This is a genomic window from Enterococcus sp. CWB-B31 (assembly GCF_020567645.1).
Classification (GTDB): Bacteria; Bacillota; Bacilli; order Lactobacillales; family Enterococcaceae; genus Enterococcus_L.
The window spans coordinates 50915-67276 of sequence record NZ_JAJDJW010000020.1 but is presented as its reverse complement, the minus strand read 5'-3'; the positions used below and the strand labels follow the sequence as shown (position 1 = coordinate 67276).

Annotated in this window: 18 protein-coding genes; 16 read left to right on the top strand and 2 right to left on the bottom strand. The window is 39.2% G+C overall.

The genetic code is table 11. From position 1 onward, the window contains the following. The 5 genes from LI954_RS14485 to LI954_RS14465 all read left to right on the top strand — a co-directional run. On the top strand, positions 1-398 hold a 398-nt coding region (locus LI954_RS14485; protein ID WP_229444804.1), incomplete at its 5' end, for a transposase. Between the two features lie 945 nt (positions 399-1343). Continuing rightward, on the top strand, positions 1344-1580 hold the full coding sequence (locus LI954_RS14480; protein WP_229444803.1) for a hypothetical protein: 237 nt from the start codon (positions 1344-1346) through the stop codon (positions 1578-1580). Positions 1581-1701: 121 nt separating this feature from the next. Continuing rightward, a complete protein-coding gene (locus LI954_RS14475; protein WP_202064322.1) occupies positions 1702-1926 on the top strand; it encodes a hypothetical protein in 225 nt (74 codons plus the stop codon). A gap of 406 nt (positions 1927-2332) precedes the next feature. Further along, positions 2333-2515 (top strand): hypothetical protein, encoded by a 183-nt coding sequence (locus tag LI954_RS14470; RefSeq protein WP_202064323.1) that lies wholly within the window; start codon positions 2333-2335, stop codon positions 2513-2515. A 186-nt stretch (positions 2516-2701) separates the two neighbouring features. Next, entirely contained in the window at positions 2702-5185 is a 2484-nt protein-coding gene (locus tag LI954_RS14465) for a glycosyl hydrolase family 18 protein (protein ID WP_229444802.1), read from the top strand. A gap of 554 nt (positions 5186-5739) precedes the next feature. Here LI954_RS14465 and LI954_RS14460 read toward each other — a convergent pair. Beyond that, entirely contained in the window at positions 5740-6120 is a 381-nt protein-coding gene (locus LI954_RS14460; RefSeq protein ID WP_202064326.1) for a VOC family protein, read from the bottom strand. Positions 6121-6284: 164 nt separating this feature from the next. On the opposite strand from LI954_RS14460, the gene LI954_RS14455 reads away from it, so the two are divergent. Further along, the gene (locus LI954_RS14455) at positions 6285-6689 is read left to right on the top strand and encodes a pyridoxamine 5'-phosphate oxidase family protein (RefSeq protein ID WP_229444801.1); all 405 of its coding nucleotides are present in this window, start codon (positions 6285-6287) and stop codon (positions 6687-6689) included. 83 nt (positions 6690-6772) lie between these two features. On the opposite strand, the gene LI954_RS14450 is transcribed toward LI954_RS14455, so the two are convergent. Beyond that, the gene (locus LI954_RS14450; protein WP_202064328.1) at positions 6773-7588 is read right to left on the bottom strand and encodes a metallophosphoesterase; all 816 of its coding nucleotides are present in this window, start codon (positions 7586-7588) and stop codon (positions 6773-6775) included. A gap of 566 nt (positions 7589-8154) precedes the next feature. Between LI954_RS14450 and LI954_RS14445 the strand changes: the two genes are divergently transcribed. The 10 genes from LI954_RS14445 to argR all read left to right on the top strand — a co-directional run bounded on the left by LI954_RS14445 (position 8155) and on the right by argR (position 16357). Next, complete coding sequence (locus LI954_RS14445; RefSeq protein ID WP_229444800.1) at positions 8155-9219, top strand: M24 family metallopeptidase; 1065 nt, start codon at positions 8155-8157, stop codon at positions 9217-9219. A gap of 209 nt (positions 9220-9428) precedes the next feature. Further along, on the top strand, positions 9429-9986 hold the full coding sequence (gene efp, locus LI954_RS14440; RefSeq protein ID WP_202064335.1) for an elongation factor P: 558 nt from the start codon (positions 9429-9431) through the stop codon (positions 9984-9986). Positions 9987-10004: 18 nt separating this feature from the next. Further along, positions 10005-10430, top strand: a complete 426-nt coding sequence (locus LI954_RS14435) for an Asp23/Gls24 family envelope stress response protein (RefSeq protein WP_202064337.1) — start codon at positions 10005-10007, stop codon at positions 10428-10430. Beyond that, positions 10423-10869 (top strand): transcription antitermination factor NusB, encoded by a 447-nt coding sequence (gene nusB / locus LI954_RS14430; protein WP_229444799.1) that lies wholly within the window; start codon positions 10423-10425, stop codon positions 10867-10869. The genes LI954_RS14435 and nusB overlap by 8 nt, the downstream gene beginning before the upstream one ends. Before the next feature lie 396 nt (positions 10870-11265). Continuing rightward, positions 11266-12111, top strand: a complete 846-nt coding sequence (locus tag LI954_RS14425; RefSeq protein ID WP_202064340.1) for a bifunctional methylenetetrahydrofolate dehydrogenase/methenyltetrahydrofolate cyclohydrolase — start codon at positions 11266-11268, stop codon at positions 12109-12111. A gap of 229 nt (positions 12112-12340) precedes the next feature. Then, on the top strand, positions 12341-13687 hold the full coding sequence (gene xseA / locus LI954_RS14420) for an exodeoxyribonuclease VII large subunit (RefSeq protein ID WP_229444798.1): 1347 nt from the start codon (positions 12341-12343) through the stop codon (positions 13685-13687). A 79-nt stretch (positions 13688-13766) separates the two neighbouring features. Next, positions 13767-14000 (top strand): exodeoxyribonuclease VII small subunit, encoded by a 234-nt coding sequence (locus tag LI954_RS14415; protein ID WP_202064342.1) that lies wholly within the window; start codon positions 13767-13769, stop codon positions 13998-14000. Beyond that, a complete protein-coding gene (locus tag LI954_RS14410) occupies positions 13997-14890 on the top strand; it encodes a polyprenyl synthetase family protein (protein ID WP_229444797.1) in 894 nt (297 codons plus the stop codon). The genes LI954_RS14415 and LI954_RS14410 overlap by 4 nt, the downstream gene beginning before the upstream one ends. Before the next feature lie 13 nt (positions 14891-14903). Further along, a complete protein-coding gene (locus LI954_RS14405) occupies positions 14904-15722 on the top strand; it encodes a TlyA family RNA methyltransferase (protein WP_202064344.1) in 819 nt (272 codons plus the stop codon). Between the two features lie 185 nt (positions 15723-15907). After that, complete coding sequence (gene argR / locus LI954_RS14400) at positions 15908-16357, top strand: arginine repressor (protein ID WP_202064345.1); 450 nt, start codon at positions 15908-15910, stop codon at positions 16355-16357. Positions 16358-16362: the final 5 nt, after the last annotated feature.

Genomic DNA, 16362 nt, shown 5'->3' with positions numbered 1-16362 from the left:
AAGTGCATGAATTATATTCTTTAAGGTGGCAAATTGAACTTTTATTCAAGATATGGAAATCTACTTTTGCGATTGATAAGGTAAAACCAGTCAATGTTCAGCGGTTAAAATGTCATGTCTACAGTAAATTGATAGTGATTTGGCTACTGTCTACTACCATGTTCAAAATGCGGGAGCTACTCTATGAAAAAGCGCAGAAAGAATTAAGTGAGCAGAAGGCTATGTCTGTATTGGTTCCTTTTTTACCTGATTTATTTCCAGCGATACAGGCAGATGGCATTCTTTTACGTAATCTTCTGGGCGAAATCTTTCGTTTCTTAGAGCAGAACAGGAAGAAGTCACGACGCAAGGGCAAAAAGACCAGTCTTGATATTTTGGTAGCTATTTCATTAGGATAAAACAGCGTGTTTATCCTTCTTTAGATTCGTGCGGTCTTTTTTTGACAGATAATCATTAGACAAAGTGACTTTCTATATTTATTTCTTAGCTTGATGGCTATGGGTAACATGCATCATATACTCTGACAAGTCAATCGTAGTGATTTATGACAATAAGTCGGAATATACGAAAATTGTCAAGGAACACTAGTCATAATATGACTAGCTGTGAATTGATACCTCCCTGGAGCTACTCATATTTTTAGTATCGTTCGACTTATTTCCAGAACTGCTGTCTCTACGAGTCTAACGATTCTCGAGACAAAACATTACGCTGCATCCGTTTTTCTGCATCTACGGTTCTCACTACACTACACTTCGTTTCGATCTCATCAATTTTTAAATGGCAAAGCCACTAAGAATTGAAGGACTTCGTTCCGATCCTCGAAGCATGGAGGGGCTTTGCTCCTACGCTTCTTCGAATGCTCGTCGCATGTCTGGGGGGCATGTAACTTGCTCCTACGCTTCTTCGAATGCTCGTCGCATGTCTGGGGGGCATGTAACTTGCTCCTACGCTTCTTCGAATGCTCGAATCACAAAGACTGGAACACCGTTTATTCGGTTTTAGGGATCTCAGACATACTTATGTCACAGTCCCTTTTTCTTTTTATAACAAGGCAATTGAATACCATAGGCTTAGAAATTAGCAAATTTAGCTAGTTTTTCGGCTGTGGCATTTTTTTGTTTGCTGCTTGGCAGACGACAATCTTTGAATGGAGTCTGCCCTCTTGATCCAGTAGAATGCTAGACGAATGACAACCATTGAATGTGAAACATTCATTCCAGTGATTTATTCTAGGCTTATGAATGCTGAAAGCCAATTGAATAACCTGTCAGATGTTGCTTGTCCTTAGTTTCTTCACAAATACATGCTATACTAAGGTAGTGGCAGGAAGAGGTAATAATATGAAAAAGTTGTATCCTGTAAAAGTGTATGTATCTGATTCCATGTTATACTCTACCAAAAGAAAGGCGATGTTAAATAAACGATCGAACAGGCTAATCACCATTCGATACATCGCAGCTGGGCTAAAGACAATCAGACAATTGTCAGACAAAAAATTTATTTATGATATAAACTTTTTGTCATTTCCCAATATTGAGTGGACCATTGCACAATGTCGTTTATCTAATGTTTTGTAAAATAATTACTGTCGACTAATTCAAATGATTGTATCGTCTGTTTTCATCTTTATGAATAGTGAAGCTGCTAAGCAATTTGTTAAGGTAAGATTCAAAGAAAATAAAGAAAAGAGGCTATCTTATGAGTTACTACTGGAGTAAAAAAGAAGAATTTTCTGAGAAGAGTAAAGCGTTTCATGAGGGACAAGAAGTATCATTTATCTATAAGAAGGAAATAAGAAGTGGAAAAATAGAAGTGCTGAGGGTTAATTCTGCAGTAATTAGTGTGAAAGGAATTAAAATCCCGGTAGAGAAGACTGAAAGAACAGTAATTAATTATGCCAAGTTAATGCCGACTTATAAATAAGTGTCTTTGAGGATATGCGGGATATTGATATAAAAAGGAGGATAGTTAAGTAATTACTCCTCTTTTTTGTATGTTAACAGACCAATCGAGACAGTCTTTCTTTGATAGTTAGCTCCATACTTCATGTCGTCATTGTACATTTTTTTCTCATCCATAAACAAGATAATCCAGTCACCGGCATTATCTGCTGTTTATATCAAATCGGGATTGGCTGATAATTTTTTAGGGTAATCGAAATTTAAAATTCGAAAACTCTTAGTAATAAGTTGCAATTATTAAATTATTTTTATTTATCGAGCGAAAACATTGCATTTTAAGCAAGAATTGTGTATCTTCAAAGCATAAAGACAGTAGTTTCAGTATTTTAGAGATTATTGTAAATAATAAAGAAAGGAATTAGCCAATTATGTATACTGTAAAAGTACTGCATGGATATATCAGTACGAATGGACGACGAACCAGAGACAAAGAATGTGCACGAAGATTTAAAGATATGCGACAGGCAGAAATGTTTGCTGAAAAGATCGGCGGACGGGTAAAGGAGCTAGGGACTGACAGTGAAAACAGAGCGAAACAGGAAATACTGTAAAAACTTGGTAAACTGCATAATAAATAATGACTGCATTTAAAGTTGAAACAAACCCGAAGATAGGTTGTTTCAACTTTTTTATTTTGGTAAAAAAACAACTTCATTACATTATAATGTTTCAAATGTGCAGGCAGTGTGCTAAACTATGGTTGGAAGCGTAAACAAAAAGATATTGGGGGATAAAATATGGTTAAAAAGAAAAGTAAACTCGTCTCTTTGATAATGATGATGTTAGGAATTATTTTATTTGGTGTGTCATTTTCAAGCATGTCTCCAGATAAGCAAGCCTACGCAGAGGAATCACAACTTTCTTATCGAAACGTGATGTATTATGGCGACTGGTCGATTGAAGACAGTGAAGGGAATTTTTTTCCAAAAGATATTCCAGCTGAAAAATTAACTCATTTAAATTTTGCTTTTTTAGATTTTGATGTAGAAGGAAATCTGGAATGGACCGATGAGTTTGCTGCTTTAGGTACAAACGGAGGAAACAATAGCGTAGAAGAATACGCACCAAATGCTGGTTTGCTGAATGCATTGCAGGAGCTTCGTCTGAGAAATTCAAATTTAAAAGTAGGTATTTCTGTCGGCGGCTGGACAAAATCCGGAGACTTTGCGCTTAATGCACAAAATGACACATATCGAAAGAAACTGGTAGATAATCTGCTTGCTTTTGTTGAATACAATCAAATGGATTTTCTTGATATTGATTGGGAGTATCCGGGAAGCGTGCGAGCGCCAGATTTGGTTGACAGCAAGGAAGATGAGGGAACACCGGATGCTTCTGAGGCAGATCGGGAAAATTTTGTCATTTTATTAAAAGAGTTGAGAGCAGGATTGGATACATTGGGGCAGAAAACGGGTAAAACCTACGAGCTTTCAGTGGCACTGGCGGCCGGACCATATACTTTAAACAAGGGAACGGATATAGCCGAGGTCTTTAAAGTCGTTGATTATGCCAACTTAATGACTTATGATATCCATGGCGCCTGGGAAAATGCCACCAATCATCACACTGGATTATATACGAGCTCCAAAGCGCCTCAAGGAGATGGTAAACCCTGGTCATTCAGTACGGATGACAGTGTGAAATTCTTTTTAAGTAATGGTGCGATACCTGAAAAAATTGTGATTGGGGCTGCTTTTTACAGCAGAGGTTGGGGAAATGTAGAGAATGACGGACCAGATCCGGTAAATCTGCCTGGATTATTTGGAAGTGCAGATTTTGCTACGACAGATGTGGATGGAGGCGAAAGCCGTGGTGCTGAAAACGAAAAACCTCTGATAAACGGTGACGGTGGAAGAAATGGCGGGATCTGGGCTTATCGTTCCTTTGATCAGCTAAAAGTGAAGTATCCTGATTTGACCGAATACTGGGATGAGGAATCTAAAGCTTCTTATATGTACAGCAAAGAATCAAAAGTATTCTTTACCTATGATAGTATCCGCTCCATTCAGGAGAAAACAAACTATATTCGTGAAAACGGACTGGGCGGGATGATAACCTGGATGCAATCACAGGATGCACCATCCAGCACTGAAAGTGAGAAGCGAGATACACTGACAACAGCTATCTACAATGGGTTGTTTACTGGAATAGCTCTTCCTTCAAGAGAATTACAATATCTGCCATTAGCTGTTGAATCTTCGGTGATACCGCTTACTGATGGAAACGAAGGCTATAAAGTAACTCTTACTAATAATGAAGTTTTGAAAGAAACGGATGTCGTTTTAGCAGCAACAGAAAAGAATAATAAAACACTGAAAAATCCAGTAATTATTCTGCCTGTGGATGGAGAGCAATACAGCTTATCCTTGGCAGTCACTGATGCTGCTCTTCCGGAAAAGCATACTACTCAAACTCTGGATTTGTCTGAAATAGGAGTTGCATTTGTTCTGCCGGGAGAAACGGTTGCTTTCAATATCTATACCAATGCAGCATTCGCTCATATGGAACGTATCAGCTATCTGAATGTGGGACAGAGAATCGTACCAGATGGAAAAGTATATAATACACAGATGGTTTATGAGTTGCCTGAAGTTTATGATAAAGCCGGGGAAATTACAGTTGCTTTGAAAGATGCAGCGGGTCAGCTTTTAGCTGAGAAAAAAGTTTATTCAGGAGAGGTCGGTACAGCATTTGAAATCAGCAGTCCTGAAATTGAAGGCTATTATTCCGAAACAAAAGTGATTTCCGGAGTATTCAAGTATTCGCCACAGGAAATCACGATGACCTATCTGCTGGATAATCCTGCCGCATTGATTGGAAAAGTACGGATCAGCTATGTTACAAAAAATGGCGAGAAGCTGGCGGATGATGTGGAAATTGTCGGAGTAATTGGAGCTGCTTATCAAACGGAAACAAAAGCATTTGACGGATATCAATTGATTGAAACTCCTGAAAATAATTCTGGAAAGTTTACAGAAGAAGATCAGCATGTTACTTATGTTTATGACAAGTTTATGGAAGAGTCGACAACGTCTGAAATAAGTTCTTCTGCAACGGATTCAACAACAGCTGTTTCCACTACTGATTCAACAGCAACTAAGAAACCAGAGGGCAGCTACCCTAAGACCGGCGAGACGGACCAAATGGCTTATCGTATCCTTGGAATTATCGGAGTAGTGATGGGAGTTATCTTTATTCGAAAATCAAGAGAAACTGTGTAATTAATTTTGTGTGTAAAAACTCCTGATTCTTTTCTAATAAATATTAATGCAGCGGACAGCCCTGAAAAACGGCTGTCCGGCTGTAAACAAAAACGTTCAAAGGCTTTTTCTCAGAGCCTTTGAACGTTTTTGTTTATAGAGCCAGTTGAGCGCTTATTTTTCAAAAATTGTATTGAACAACCAATGAAGGAAAATAATGCATGCAGCAAACTCTGCTTCCAACCTTTTTTATTGTCAAAAGAGATAGGCGGATATGTCTTTCAGCAATGTTCAACTCATTAAAGGCTTATTCTGGCTTTTTCCAATTATTTTTCCCAATTAAATCAGTATCCGCTGTCTCAAAGAATTTCGATTGGCGAAATAGAAAGATTTACATTTTTTATGAATGGGTTTAATATGAATGACTGCTATCCAGACTTCTTTGTCCAGAGCATCCCAGCCTCAAACACTTTCAAAAAGTTCTTCTTTGTTCCAAACATGTCTCGGAAGCTCCATTAAAAACAATAGGAGATGGAACTTCTTTCACCTCTCAACAGCACTTATGAGTATCTGTTTTATTCATGAATTTCCAATGGCAATCCGTCTGGATCAAAGAAAAAGGTCATTCTTTCACCGGTAAAATCATCTGTACGTATCGGTTCGCAGACGACTCCTTTTGATTCAAGATATGCGCAGACTTTCGGTACATCCACTACTTTGAAAGCCAGATGACGCAAGCCCAGTGCTTCTGGATAGGAGGGACGCTCAGGAAAGACATCGCTGACAAATACTTCAAGCTCCTGATTACCTAGTTGAAGATCCAGCTTAATATCATTTTTTTCCGGACGTTTGTTTTCCCGAATAATGGAAAAACCAAGTATATTTACATAAAATTGGACTGTTTTTTCATAATTGGATGCATTAACTGCAGTATGGTGAATGTGTTCAAAAAACATGGAATACCCTCCTGAAATCTAAAAGAATACTGTGATTATAACAAAAAGCGGCACAATTGATAAATTAATTTGACTGACTGGGAAAAAATAAGGGACTCTTTTTTTCTACTAATGGAAAATCATTGGTATAATAAGAAATAAAGGTTACAAGGAGGAGCGGTTATATGGAAGTTCATGATCAGATTAATCACTTACTAAATTCAAGCACAGTTTTTTTGCTCGCTACACTTGATTATCGCGGATTTCCAACTGTGATTACAGTTTCTCGGCCATTATGGCGTGTAGGATTATTAAAAATGTACTTTTATCTTAACGAGAACGGTGAGACAGTAAGGAATATTATGCGAGATGCCACAGGTTCAGTTTGCTGCTATGATGAATCAGATCATGAAAGTATTTCTTTAAAAGGGAAATTTTCTATAGAGCCTGTAGATTCCGAAAATGACCTGGACTCGAACCTTACAGCTTACCAGAAAGAACTGAATCATGAGTATCCGGTTATTGTTGTTTTTGAGACATGGACAGCTAAAATTCATATGAATAAGCAAACACAGGATGTCATTGTATAAGCTGGGACCTGGAAAAAAACAGACTGAAAAATATTGTGAAAGCAATGTTTTTCAGTCTGTTTTGATCTGTAAATGGAGTGTAATTAAATATAAAGTTGAAAGACCGCGATTTCCGGTGGGACTCTGAAACGGGCAGAAATTAATGTAGTGCCCAGCCCGGTGTTTACATACAATGTGGTCTGTGCGTTAAGTGCGTAGAATCCTTTTGTATACTTTTCAGCAAGGACATTGGTGACTGGTATAAAAGGAATATTTACCTGTCCGCCATGGCTGTGACCGCTCAGTATCAAAGAAATGTCATAGTTTACAGCAGTGTCCACAACATCTGGTTCATGACTGAGAAGAATTGTATAATCAGCATTGCGGCGGTTTTGTATTGCTTCTTCAATTGAAGGCGTGCCGAACATAGCATCATCAATACCGGTCAGATAGATCATTTTGTTATCGGCTGTCTGTATAGTTGTTCCAGTATTTTTCAGCAGATGAAACCCGCTGCTGCTCCAAATATTCGGATAGACAGAATGAGCTCCCCCACCGTAATCATGATTTCCCCAAATTGCAAATTTCCCGAGAGGAGCCTTTAACTCATTCATCAGAGCAATGGTTTCGTTAATGGGTCCATATTTAGCGAAATTATCAAATAGATCACCAGTAAATACAATGATATCTGGTTCTTCGTTATTTGCAGCAGTCACGATTTTTTTCAATTGTTCGGTAGAATAATCTTTTTTCAAATGAATATCGGAGAGCTGCAGTACTTTTACCGGTGTCTGTCCGGTGTTGGTACCTAGGGAATGATGATTAATCGTAATTCTTTTGGGTTCTATAAAAAAGGCGTAGCCTGCTAGAGCGATGCCTAGAACGACAATACTAAGAAATGTCAGTAATAGTCTTTTCATCAATGGCTCTCCTTTCATTTTTTTGGTGATTAAAAATATATTCCCTGAAACCTTAAAATCCTTGATATGAAAGGATTTATACCCTGTTTTTGTCTCTCTTTGCAATAACATAATCATGTTATTTTTGGTGAGGAAGCGAACGCATTACAATGAGCAGCATTGAGCTGGAATAGTTGCTCTGATACGTTTCTTTGCTGTACTCTTTATCGCCAGAGCATTCAAAGCTGGCGTTTTTTTGTCAAAGCTCTCAGTTAATTAATCGGTCAGTTTTTGATAGATTCTTTTGAGTTGATCATTTTTATCCCTATCCAGTATATAAAAGAATTACAGGTACGTTCTATTTTACAGAAAATCTTTAGAGTAACTTAGTAAATCATACTAAAAAATAAAGAAGTGGAGAAGCATTTTTTTCAGATTTTTTTATTGTTAGTAAACTTCTGGTATTTTTAGATAAAGGAAATGTTTTTTTAGTCTTCTCTCTGCTGTTAAGCTGCTCAAAGTTGTTTCATATTTGATCTTTGATATAATAAATAGAAGCAACTATTACAGGAAAGAAGGAACAGGCTATGATTGCAAGAGTCAACAAGTTGAGACAGGAAATGAAGAAAAACAATATCGCTGCATTTCTGGTTACAAGTAAGTACAATTTACGTTATTTAACTAATTTTACGGGAACGACCGGACTTGCTGTTGTTACTTTAGACAAAGCATTTTTTATTACTGATTTTCGTTATACGGAACAGGCAGCAGAACAGGCGCAGGGGTTTGAAATCGTTAAAAATACCGGATCTATTTTCGATGAAGTAATGGAGCTGGCAGAAAAAGAAGAGCTTTCCAATCTGGCTTTTGAAGAGACCCATGTGAGCTTTGCTGAATATAGTGTGTTGGAGGAAATTTTATCCTGTGAGCTAATTCCAGTGGCAGGGATGATTGAGGCTCTGAGAGAAGTGAAAGATGAAGATGAAATCGCAACGATTCAACAGGCCTGCAACATAGCTGATTCTGCCTATGAACATATTCTGAAAGTGATTAAACCGGGAATGACCGAGATTGAAGTGGCGAATCAAATGGATTTTTATATGCGTTCTTTAGGAGCTTCCGGTGTTTCGTTTGATACGATTGTAGCCAGCGGTGTCCGTTCAGCTATGCCTCATGGTGTAGCCAGCGATAAGCTGATTGAAAAAGGAGATTTAATTACTCTTGATTTTGGCTGTTACTATCAAGGCTATGTATCTGATATGACACGAACCTTCGCTATTGGAGAGCCTGATCCGAAACTGAAAGAGATTTATGAAATTGTACTGGAAGCTCAGTTAAAAGTTTTGGAAGAAGCGAAGCCAGGCTTAACCGGTTTTCAGCTGGATGCAGTAGCACGTAATCACATTGCTTCCTATGGTTATGAAGAAGCCTTTGGACACAGCACCGGACACGGAATCGGACTGGAAATTCATGAAGGTCCAAATGTCTCATTTAAAGCAGATGTGCAGTTTACTGTAGGAAATGTGATAACTGATGAGCCTGGAATTTACATCCCGGGACTGGGCGGCGTTCGTATTGAGGATGACCTGTTGATTACTCCAGAAGGAAATCGTGTTCTGACTCATTCACCGAAAGAACTGATTATTTTATAGCAAATGCTGAATCCGACTGATTTAAGGAAGAAATGAATGGGCTGTTCTATAAAAAAAATGTCTAGTGTCTTTTACATTCAGAGAAGGAGCTTCAGCGTTTTTTCTGGTGGCGTAGTCGCTTGTTTAATGTTAAACTAGGAACGAGTAAAAAGACAGATGTTTAGCTGTTCAGTCAGCAGTATTGACTGAGTAGATGAAGGAGGAACCAAATGATTTCTGTTAATGATTTCAAAACTGGGCTGACCATTGAAGTAGATGGAGCAATCTGGCGTGTAGTAGATTTTCAGCATGTGAAGCCTGGTAAAGGAGCTGCTTTTGTCCGTTCGAAGTTAAAAAATCTTCGTACAGGCGGCGTTCAGGAAAAAACGTTTCGTGCAGGTGAAAAAGTGGCAAAAGCTCAAATTGATAACCGTAAAATGCACTATTTGTATGAAAACGGCGAAAGCCATGTGTTTATGGATCTGGAAACGTATGAACAGATTGAAATTCCTGAAGAACAAATTCAGGATGAACTAAAATACATGCTGGAAAATATGGAATTGAGTATCATTATGTTTGGTTCTGAAATTCTTGGTGTTGATTTACCGAATACAGTGACATTGGAAGTAACATCTACTGACCCGAACATTAAAGGAGATACTTCTTCTGGAGGATCAAAACCTGCAACTATGGAAACGGGTGTTGTTGTGAATGTGCCGTTCTTTGTTAATCAGGGAGATCGGCTGATTGTTAATACAGCAGACGGAAGTTATGTGTCACGGGCATAAAGGACAGGAGGATTTATAATGGCAGAAGAAAGAAATCTTATTATTGATACAAAAGACGCTTTGGGCGAAATAGTTATTGCTCCGGAGGTCATTGAAGTAATTATTGGTATTGCCGCATCAAAAATTGATGGTGTCTATGGCATGCGAGGTACTTTTGCTAATAACGTAACAGAATTTCTGGGACGTGCAGCACATGGGAAAGGTGTCTATCTGAATCAGGAAGAAGATGGACTGAAAGTGGATATCTACTGTTACTTGGAATATGGTGTGTCTGTACCTAAAGCAGCGCTGGAAATGCAGGAGCGTGTAAAACAGCAGGTACTGTTTATGACAGATATTGATCTAATTGAAGTGAATATTCATGTTGTGGCGGTTATTCCGGAAAAGCTGCCTGAACCTGATTTTTCAGAACTTTTCCCGGAGGATGGGGAAGAGAATGAGTAAAGAAGCATTAACTCGACATGAGATTAGAGAAAAAGCCCTTCAGGCTCTTTTTCCTTTAGACTTTAACAGCGACCTGACAAAGCAGGATGCAATTACAAATGCTCTTGAACTGGATCATGGCGAAATGATCAGCGAAGATGGAGAAGAATTTGTCCCTGTCTATCTTGATGTACTGGTTGGCGGCGTCTGTGAAAAGAAAGAGGAGCTGGATCAGCTGATTCAAGGTCATTTAGGTAAAAACTGGACGATTCAGCGCATTGCAAAACTGGATCTGATTATCCTGCGAATTGCCATCTTTGAAATGAAGTACGCAGCAGACGTTCCGAATACTGTTGCGCTGAATGAAGCACTTGAGTTGGCTAAAAAATACAGTGATGACAGTTCAAGAAAATTTATTAACGGCGTGCTGTCTAATGTTATGAAGGGTCTGCAGGAATAACTTGATAAAAAAATGAATGACTTCCCTTATGCTCAGTCAGTACTTGGTTACGCTTGCTGCTATTGAGAGGGAAGTTTTTCAATTTCTTGAACCGATTCTGCTGAACATTAGTCATGTCTTTTTCTAACGAAAGACTGTTACTTATAGTGTCAAGCAACCTGAAATTATGCTAGAATAAAAGCATTGAAAAATTTGGGAAGAAAGTAGATCGTATCTTTTTTTAGAATAGCCGGCTGATGAAGGCAGAAAAACAGGTTGTTTAAGGATCGAAAAAATCAGATGACAAATCTCATTTTATTGTTTACTTATAGAAATAGGGGAAAAAGAACAATATATTATTCATTACCGGTACAGTCAAGTGCTGACCGGTTGTTAAAAAACAGGAGGAGTATGAACATGGGGCAATTAATCAACGGCCGGGAACTGGCAGATAAAATGCAGGAAGAAATGAAAAATGAAGTAAGTAAGCTGCAAGAAAGCGGGATTACTCCCGGTATTGTTGTTTTGCTGGTTGGTGAAAATCACGCCAGTCAGACTTATGTGAAAAACAAGGATCTGGCAGCAGCCCGTATCGGCATTCATTCAAAGGTGGAGCAATTGCCGGAGACGATCACAGAAGAGGAACTGCTTGGCAAAATTGAGCAATATAATCAGGATAAAAATTTTCACGGGATACTGGTTCAGCTGCCTCTCCCAAAGCATATTGATGAAGACAAAGTATTGCTGGCGATTGATCCGGCAAAGGATGTAGACGGTTTTCATCCGGTGAATCTTGGTCATCTGTTTATTGGAAAACCAACAATGATTCCTTGTACACCTTATGGCATTATGAAAATGTTTGAAGCCTATGATATTGATCTTGAAGGGAAACGAGCTGTGGTCATTGGTCGCAGTAATATTGTCGGTAAACCAATGGCACAGTTGCTGTTGATGAAAAGTGCTACTGTCACTATTGCACATTCCAAGACAAAAAATCTGGCGGAGCTTACCCGTGAAGCAGATATACTAGTAGTAGCCATTGGGAGAGGGCATTTTGTAACAAAAGAGTTCGTGAAGCCTGGTGCGGTGGTCATTGATGTTGGCATGAACAGAGATGAAAACGGCAAACTTATTGGCGATGTGAAATTTGATGAGGTTTCTGAAACAGCAGGCTTCATTACACCGGTACCTAAAGGAGTCGGACCAATGACCATTACCATGCTGATGTATCAGACCATCGAAGCAGCAAAGCGAATAAATTAAGTAAGAATATCTTTCTTAGTGTATGGAAATCCTTATATTCAAAGTAAAAATAATTTAACAGTCAATCATTCTATATAGAATAATAAAAACTGTATTGCTTCATTCGACAGAGGAACAGGATAATTGAATGACTGGCCTCGTATCAATCCAGTACCTGCTCATTTGGTTTGCAGATAGGGCAGACTGGTAAAATAATACAGGCAGTATCAAAAAAGAGAAGAGGAACGTAATGACGCAGCAATATTTAACAGTGACTGCATTAACTAAATATTTGAAGCGTAAATTTGATGCAGATCCTTATCTGGGGCGTGTCTATCTGACTGGAGAAATCTCCAATTTTCGATTGAGGGCAAACGCTCATCAGTATTTCAGCTTGAAAGATGACCGTGCTAAAATATCTGCAATTATGTTTAAATCTGCCTTTCAAAAATTGAAATTTCAGCCGAAGGAAGGTATGAAAGTGCTCGTTGTCGGCAGAATTTCATTATATGAAAATGGCGGGTCCTATCAAATTTATGTAGAACATATGGAACCTGACGGGGTTGGTGCGCTTTATCAGGCTTTGGCTGAACTAAAGGAAAAGCTATCAAAAGAGGGTCTGTTTGATGGTGTGAAAAAGCCGCTGCCCAGATATCCCAAACGGATTGCCATTATAACAAGTCCGAGCGGAGCTGTAATCAGAGATATTATTACCACGGTAAAAAGACGATATCCAATTGCTCAGCTGGTTCTGTTTCCCACCTTTGTTCAAGGGGATCAGGCAGCGGCTGATATTGTCAGGAACATCCATCGAGTGGAAGAAGAAGGTACCTTTGATACCATGATTATTGGTCGTGGAGGAGGTTCCATCGAGGATCTCTGGTCATTTAATGAAGAAGTGGTTGCTAGAGCAATTTTTGATACGGCAATTCCAGTTATTTCTTCTGTGGGTCACGAAACAGATGTTACCGTTGCTGATCTGGTTGCTGATGTGCGTGCGGCTACACCGACTGCGGCAGCGGAGCTTGCGGTTCCGGTACTTTCAGAGGAATTGATGCGTATTCGTGATAGGCAAAGCAGATTGGAGCAAAGCTTTCTCTATTTGCTGCAGCAAAAGAACGAGCGCTATACTCGTTTAAAAAATTCGTATGTTTTTCTTCAACCGGATCGTTTATATGAAGGTCAGGCTGTTAAACTGGATAAAATGATGCAGCGGCTGAATCAGGGGATGCAGGCTATTTATCATGAAAGATATCAGGTCTCACAGCAGATTATCAGTCGTCTGGTACAGCAAAATCCTACAGGAAGAATCAGGGAAGCGCGTCAGCAGGTAAATTTCATGAGTCAGCGTTTAACTGATCGTAAGGATAATTATATGAGCAATCAGCAAAAACGGCTGATTTCAGCTATTCAGCAGCTGGATTTGCTGAGTCCTTTAAAAATTATGGGGCGCGGCTACAGTTATACAACGAAGAATGAGATAGTTGTTAAATCAGCAGAAGAGCTCAGTGTGAACGATAAATTGACCATTCACTATGTTGATGGAGAAGTGACGGCTGTCATTGATTCGGTTGAGTTGAACAAAAAAGAGAAATAAATGAGTGACAGCATTCATGCAGGAGTCTGAAGAATCTGAAAAGTATTATCGTTGATGAAGAAGGAAAAGGAGCAGCAAGATGCCAAAAAAAACAGAGAAAACATTTGAAGAATCATTAAATGAACTGGAAGAAATTGTGCAGCGTCTGGAAAGAGGAGATGTTCCCTTGGAGGAAGCGTTGGATGCCTTTCAAAAGGGAGTGCTGCTAAGCAAACATTGTCAGGATACCCTGGAAAAAGCAGAAAAAACACTGACAAAAATGATGACTGACACAAATGAGGAAGTTGCCTTTGAAGAGAGTGAAGCAGAATGACAGAAGCCTTTCAGAAATTCCGGGCAGTCTATGTTCCGCTGGTCGAAAAAGAGATGACAGGCTTTTTGGAAAAGCACACTGCCAATGACTATTTAAAAGAGAGTATGTTGTATTCTATACAGGCTGGGGGGAAAAGGCTCCGTCCGCTTCTGGTAATCGCTGCGGTTCTTTCCTTTGGCAAAGAGCTTGAAAAAGAGGACTGTCAGGTTGCTGCGGCTTTGGAAATGATCCATACGTATTCTTTGATTCATGATGATTTGCCGGCAATGGATGATGATGATCTTCGCAGAGGAAAACCGACCAATCATAAAGTTTATGGAGAAGCGCATGCGATTTTGGCAGGTGATGGTCTACTGACAGCAGCTATTCAGCTGATTGCTATCAGCCAGCTGGACATGTCGAAGAAAGTACTCTTAATTCAGCAGCTGACAAGAGCGGCGGGAACACAGGGAATGGTTGCCGGACAAGCTGGCGACCTGCAGGGAGAAACACGTTCTCTGTCTTTGGAAGAACTGGTGGAAGTACATGAAGCCAAAACAGGTGCGCTCATTGAATTTGCTCTGATAGCAGGCGGAATTTTGGCAGATCAGACTGAGGTTATTATTGAACTTCTGAGCAGTTTTGCCCGCTATTTAGGACTGGCTTTTCAGATCAGAGATGATTTACTGGACGTAACAAGCTCGGAAGAAGAGCTTGGCAAGCAAGTGGGCAGAGATGAAACTTTAAATAAAAGTACGTATCCCGGATTGCTTGGAATAGAAGGAGCAGCAAAGGAATTTGAACAGCAGATGAAGCTTGCAAGCGAAAAATTAGCTGAAATTCAAGCCTGTAACAATGAGTTTCAGCCGATGCTTCTGGAAAATATACTGAAACAGCTGGCGCTTCAGTAAGGAGAAGAAGAGCATGAAGAAAGAACGAGTGGACGTCCTGGCATTTAATCAGGAATTATTTGAGACAAGAGAAAAAGCAAAACGCGGTGTTATGGCTGGACTGGTCTATAATGATAAAAATGAGCGATTGGATAAACCAGGAGAAAAAATTCCTGTAGACAGTATTTTGCAGGTGAAAGGTCAGACATTGCCTTACGTCTCTCGAGGCGGTTTGAAGCTGGAAAAAGCGTTGAAGGTATTCGACATAGCAGTTCAAGATAAAATTATGCTCGATATTGGCGCGTCAACCGGAGGCTTTACGGATGCGGCACTGCAGAATGGTGCGAAAATGAGTTATGCGCTGGATGTAGGGTACAATCAGCTTGCCTGGAAAATCAGACAGGATGAACGAGTTGTAGTTATGGAACGAACAAACTTCAGGTACAGCGAACCGGAAGACTTTTCAAAAGGACAGCCAGAGGTTGCCACGATTGATGTTTCATTCATTTCTTTGCGTCTTATTTTACCTCCGCTCCATAAAATATTAAAATCGGGCGGCGATGTTGTTGCACTTATAAAGCCTCAGTTTGAAGCTGGAAAAGAACAAGTTGGTAAAAAGGGAATTGTAAGAGATCCACATACACACACGGCTGTCTTAGAGGATATTCTTAGTTTTTCAGCAAGATCAGGCTACAAAGTTGCCGAACTGGATTATTCACCTATTACTGGAGGAGAAGGAAATATTGAATTTTTGGTTCATTTGATTTCAGTTGAAAATGAAGGAAGTATTGCACCTGAGGTTGATATTGAAGGCACTGTTCAGCAAGCTCATCAAAAATTAAAAAAGGCTTGATATAGAAAAATTGAGACGTTAATGCTCAGTTTTTTTATTTTAAACGGTTTTTGAAAGTGCTGTACACTATGATAAAATCGGCTTGTCAACTTGCATAAAATCAACAGTACTTTTTTAATTCTTTAAAAACAATGAAAAATGCGCTATGATAAAATGGAAATGAACCTGAAAAGGAGTAAAGTATTATGAGGAAGAAAGATCGTCATCGGTTAATCACTCGTCTGCTGACAGACAATAACATACAAAAACAGGAAGACTTTGTTTCCTTATTACAATCTGCAGGTGTGGAAGTGACGCAGGCAACTATTTCAAGAGATATTAAAGAAATGAAACTAATCAAAATACCATCAATAGAGGGCGGCTATCGGTACAGTATCCCTTTGGAGACGCAGGAAGACACAAAGAAAAAACTGGAAAAATTGATGAAAGAAGCATTTGTTTCTGTTGATCAAATGGAAAAATATGTGGTACTGCACACAATTCCGGGGAATGCCAAAGCATCGGCAGATTTGATTGAAAAGCAGTACAAAGAACAGCTGTTTGCAACGATCTGTGATGATGACAGCGTTCTGATGATCACACGGACAGAACAGGATGCTGGATTTTTAAGAGAAGAATTCTTCAATTATTTATAATGTAA

Coding starts and splice junctions, on each gene's coding strand:
- LI954_RS14460 (WP_202064326.1), bottom strand. CDS start 6,120: ATGTTTTTTGAACACATTCACCATACTGCAGTTAATGCATCCAATTAT.
- LI954_RS14415 (WP_202064342.1), top strand. CDS start 13,767: ATGCCAAAAAAAACAGAGAAAACATTTGAAGAATCATTAAATGAACTG.
- LI954_RS14435 (WP_202064337.1), top strand. CDS start 10,005: ATGGCAGAAGAAAGAAATCTTATTATTGATACAAAAGACGCTTTGGGC.
- LI954_RS14405 (WP_202064344.1), top strand. CDS start 14,904: ATGAAGAAAGAACGAGTGGACGTCCTGGCATTTAATCAGGAATTATTT.
- argR (WP_202064345.1), top strand. CDS start 15,908: ATGAGGAAGAAAGATCGTCATCGGTTAATCACTCGTCTGCTGACAGAC.
- LI954_RS14470 (WP_202064323.1), top strand. CDS start 2,333: ATGTATACTGTAAAAGTACTGCATGGATATATCAGTACGAATGGACGA.
- LI954_RS14465 (WP_229444802.1), top strand. CDS start 2,702: ATGGTTAAAAAGAAAAGTAAACTCGTCTCTTTGATAATGATGATGTTA.
- efp (WP_202064335.1), top strand. CDS start 9,429: ATGATTTCTGTTAATGATTTCAAAACTGGGCTGACCATTGAAGTAGAT.
- LI954_RS14480 (WP_229444803.1), top strand. CDS start 1,344: ATGAAAAAGTTGTATCCTGTAAAAGTGTATGTATCTGATTCCATGTTA.
- LI954_RS14445 (WP_229444800.1), top strand. CDS start 8,155: ATGATTGCAAGAGTCAACAAGTTGAGACAGGAAATGAAGAAAAACAAT.
- xseA (WP_229444798.1), top strand. CDS start 12,341: ATGACGCAGCAATATTTAACAGTGACTGCATTAACTAAATATTTGAAG.
- LI954_RS14450 (WP_202064328.1), bottom strand. CDS start 7,588: ATGAAAAGACTATTACTGACATTTCTTAGTATTGTCGTTCTAGGCATC.
- nusB (WP_229444799.1), top strand. CDS start 10,423: ATGAGTAAAGAAGCATTAACTCGACATGAGATTAGAGAAAAAGCCCTT.
- LI954_RS14410 (WP_229444797.1), top strand. CDS start 13,997: ATGACAGAAGCCTTTCAGAAATTCCGGGCAGTCTATGTTCCGCTGGTC.
- LI954_RS14455 (WP_229444801.1), top strand. CDS start 6,285: ATGGAAGTTCATGATCAGATTAATCACTTACTAAATTCAAGCACAGTT.
- LI954_RS14475 (WP_202064322.1), top strand. CDS start 1,702: ATGAGTTACTACTGGAGTAAAAAAGAAGAATTTTCTGAGAAGAGTAAA.
- LI954_RS14425 (WP_202064340.1), top strand. CDS start 11,266: ATGGGGCAATTAATCAACGGCCGGGAACTGGCAGATAAAATGCAGGAA.